Source organism: Kitasatospora sp. NPDC032757, from assembly GCF_055579305.1.
In genome coordinates, this window is the sequence record NZ_JBVINN010000091.1 from 1 (window position 1) to 3,814 (window position 3,814).

Genomic DNA, 3,814 nt, shown 5'->3' on the forward strand with positions numbered 1-3,814 from the left:
GGGGACGAGGATCCGCATCGCGGTGAGCGCCCGGACTGCCTCGCGCAGCGAGTTGCGCGACAGTCCGAGCTGGTCGGCGAGATCGGCCTCGTTGGGGAGTCTCGCGCCGGGCTGCAGGGCGCCGGAGACGATCATTTCCTTGATCTTCTCGATGGCCCGGTCGGTCACCGCCATGGGTGTTCGCCTCCTGCGTGCGGGCAAGGGAGTGGTGTCGGTCGAGGGGGCGGGGAAGGGGAGGCCGAAGCGGCGCGACCGGTCCCCGGCGGGCCGGTCGCGCCGCTTGGGCGGCTGTCAGGCTGTCGGACCGGTCACTCCTGCTTCTCGCCCGAGGCGAAGCGGGAGATGATCAGCGCGACGATGATGATGGCGCCGTTGAGGAACTGGTTCCACAGTGGCGGCACGCCCGCGAGGGTCATGACGTTGACCACGAGCTGGAGGGTCAGCACACCGGTCAGGGCGCCGAAGAGGGTGCCGCGGCCGCCGTTGAGGCTGACGCCGCCGATGACGGTGGCGGCGAAGACCTGGAAGATCCACCCGTTGCCCTGGTCGGCGGAGATGGAGCCGTAGTGGCCGGTGTAGAGGACGCCGGCGAACGCGGCCAGCAGGCCACCGAGGATCAGCACGGTCCAGGTGATCCGGTCGACCCGGATGCCGGCGGCGCGGGCGGCCTCGGAGTTGCCGCCGATCGCGTACAGGGCACGGCCGTGGCGAAGCCAGGCGAGGGCGCAGCCGCCGGCGAGGAAGAGCAGGGCGCAGATCCAGATCGCCGCCGGGACGCCGAGCCAGCTGGTGCTGCCGAGGTAGGTGAAGGAGCCGGGCAGGTTGACGATCGACTGGCCCTGGGAGATCGCGACCTGGAGGCCGCGGAGCAGGGTGAGCGCGCCGAGGGTGACGATGAAGCCGTTGAGGCGCAGCTTGAGGATGAGGAGGCCGTTGATCGCCCCGATGAGCGCGCCGACGGCCAGGCACAGCGGGATGGCCGTCCAGGAGGGGAAGAGGCCGAGGCCGTTGAAGCGTGCGCCGTGGTCGGGGAGGACCAGCCAGACGGCGATGACCGGGGCCACGCCGATCGTGGACTCCAGGGACAGGTCCATCCGGCCGACGATCAGGATCAGTGCCTCGGCCAGGACCAGCAGGCTCAGTTCGGTGGCCTGCTGGCCGACGCCGAGGAGGTTGTCGGAGGTGAGGAAGGCGGGTGAGACGGCGAAGCCGATGACGCCCAGGACGAGCAGGACCGGGACGAGGGAGAGGTCGCGGTAGCGGGCGAGCTGGAAGCGGCGCTCGGCGGGCCGGGTGACGGCGGGGGCGGTGGCCGCGTGCGCGCGGACCTCAGTGGTGGGAGACATTGCGTTCCTTCGTGTCGGTCGGGCCGGACATGCCCTCCATGGCTGCGACCAGTTGTTCGTCGCTCCAGCCGTGCTCGAACTCGGCGACGACGCGGCCGTGGAACATGGCCACGACGCGGTCGCAGACCCGCAGGTCGTCGAGTTCGTCGGACACGATCAGGGCGTTCCTCCCGGCGTCGGCGACCTCGCGGACGGTGCCGAGCAGGGATTCCTTGGACTTGACGTCGACGCCGTTGGTGGGCCGGATGGCCACCAGGACGTGCGGCTGGGTGGCCAGCGCCCGCGCGATGACCACCTTCTGCTGGTTGCCGCCGGACAGGGCGGACACCGGGGCCGAGGGGCCGGGCGTCTTGATGTCGAGGTCGCCGATCATCCGCTCGGCGAAGGCCCGGGTCCGCGAGGGCAGTACCGTGCCGAACGGCCCGAGCTGGTCGGTGACGGTCAGGGTGGCGTTCTCGGCGACGCTGCGCTGCGGGATGAGGCCCTGGATGTGCCGGTCCTCGGGCACGAACCCGATGCCGGCCGCGAGTGCGGCGGGAACGCGGCCGGTGCGTACCGGGCGGCTCGCGACGGTGATCGTGCCGGCCTGCGGGCGGTGCAGGCCGGCGATGGTCTCGCCGAGCGGGACGTTGCCGCTGGCGGCCGCCCCGGCCAGGCCCACGACCTCGCCGGCCCGCGCGGTCAGGGAGACGTCCTGGTAGGCGCCGGCCAGGCTCAGGCCCGAGACGTCCAGCAGTGGGGCGCCGTCGGGGATCGTGCGGCCGGTCACCGACCAGGCGGGCTCGCTGTCCCGGGCGCTCTCGCCGGTCATCGCCTCCACCAGGGCCTGCTGGTCGAGTTCGGAGACCGGTGCGGTGATGATGTGCCGGGCGTCGCGGTAGACCGTGACGGTGCTGCAGAGGTCGTAGACCTCCTGCAGGTGATGGGAGATGAACAGGAAGGCGACGCCCTGTTCCTGCAGTGAGCGCAGCTTGTCGAAGAGTCGTTCGATGCCGCGCGCGTCGAGTTTGGCGGTGGGCTCGTCCAGGATGATGAAGCGGGCCCCGAAGGACAGCGCCCGGGCGATCTCGACGAACTGGCGCTGCTCGACGCTCAGGTCCTCGGCGCGCGCGGTCGGGTCGACGTCCACGCCGTACTCGGCGAGCAGCTCGGTGGCGCGGCCGCGCAGGTGCTTCCAGCTGATCGGGCGCAGCGCACCGGTGCTCTGCCTGTCCAGGAAGAGATTCTCGGCGACGGTCAGCGCGGGGATGATGGTGGAGCGCTGGTAGACGCAGGCGACCCGGGAGCGCCAGGCGTCGGTGTCGCCGGGGGCCGGGGCCGGCTCGCCGTCGAAGCGCAGGGTGCCGGTGTCGGGGTTCTGCAGGCCGGTGAGGATCGACACGAGCGTGGACTTGCCGGCGCCGTTGCGGCCGACCAGGGCGTGCGACTCGCCGGGCGCGACCGAGATGCGGGCATCGCTGAGGGCGACGGTGGCGCCGAAGCGCTTGCTGATCCCGTCGGCCTCGACGACGGGGCCCCGGACGGGGCTGGGGTCCGCCATGGCGGGTCCTTTCAAGGTCGTACCCGTGAGCGGCGGTCGGCTGGGGGTGCCGGTGAGCCGCTCACGGGAGTCGGATGGGTCACTTGCCGACGTTGTTGCCCCAGAGGGACTTGTCGTCGACGTTGTCCTTGGTGACCAGCGGAGCGGGGAGCTGGTCCTCCAGTCCGTTGGGCAGCTGGATGATGGTCGACTGGTGGTCGGTGGCGCCGGGCTGGAAGGTCTTGCCTTCGGCGGCGGCCTGCGCGTAGAAGAGGGCGTACTTGGCGTAGAGGTCGGCGGGCTGGGAGACGGTCGCGTCGATGTCGCCCTTGCGGATCGCGTCGAACTCCTGCGGGATGCCGTCGTTGGAGACGATGGCGATGTGGCCGGGCTGCCCGGCGGGCTTGAGCAGGCCCTTCTGCTGGAGCAGGGCGAGGGTGGGCTGCAGGAAGACGCCGCCGGCCTGCATGTAGACGCCGCCCAGGTCCGGGTTGGCGGCCAGGGTGGACTGGAGCTTGGCGGAGGCGACGTCGCCCTTCCACTCGGTGGCCAGCTCGATCACCTGGATGTCGGGGAACTTCTCCTTCATGCAGGCGGCGAAGGCCTCGGAGCGGTCGCGGCCGTTGACGGAGCTCAGCGCGCCCTGGAGTTCGGCGACCTTGCCCTTGCCGCCGAGCTGCGTGCCGAGGAACTCGCAGGCCTTGGTGCCGTACGCCTTGTTGTCGGCGCGCACCACCATGTAGACGTTCCCCTTGTCGGGGCGGGTGTCGACGCTGACCACCGGGATCTTCTTGGCGGACAGCTGGTCGAGGGTGGAGGCGATCGCGCCGGTGTCCTGCGGGGCCATCACCACGGCCTTGGCGCCCGTGTTCTGGAACACCTGGACGTTGGCGACCAGCTTGGTCACGTCGTTCTGCGAGTTGCTCACCGGCAGCGTGTTCAGGCCCTG

Annotated in this window: 4 protein-coding genes; all 4 read right to left on the reverse strand. The window is 71.1% G+C overall.

From position 1 onward, the window contains the following. Positions 1-174, reverse strand: a 174-nt coding sequence (locus ACZ5WK_RS40110) for a FadR/GntR family transcriptional regulator (protein ID WP_465555495.1), incomplete at its 3' end; no start/stop codon positions are given. 134 nt (positions 175-308) lie between these two features. Then, a complete protein-coding gene (locus ACZ5WK_RS40115) occupies positions 309-1,346 on the reverse strand; it encodes an ABC transporter permease (protein ID WP_465555489.1) in 1,038 nt (345 codons plus the stop codon). Then, positions 1,330-2,886: a sugar ABC transporter ATP-binding protein gene (locus tag ACZ5WK_RS40120; protein ID WP_465555491.1), complete on the reverse strand. Its 1,557-nt coding sequence runs from the start codon at positions 2,884-2,886 to the stop codon at positions 1,330-1,332. The genes ACZ5WK_RS40115 and ACZ5WK_RS40120 overlap by 17 nt, the downstream gene beginning before the upstream one ends. Before the next feature lie 79 nt (positions 2,887-2,965). Beyond that, positions 2,966-3,814, reverse strand: an 849-nt coding sequence (locus ACZ5WK_RS40125) for a sugar ABC transporter substrate-binding protein (protein ID WP_465555493.1), incomplete at its 5' end; no start/stop codon positions are given.

Excerpts from the sequence above, each read along its gene's own strand:
- ACZ5WK_RS40115 (WP_465555489.1), bottom strand. The coding sequence starts at position 1,346 with ATGTCTCCCACCACTGAGGTCCGCGCGCACGCGGCCACCGCCCCCGCC.
- ACZ5WK_RS40120 (WP_465555491.1), bottom strand. The coding sequence starts at position 2,886 with ATGGCGGACCCCAGCCCCGTCCGGGGCCCCGTCGTCGAGGCCGACGGG.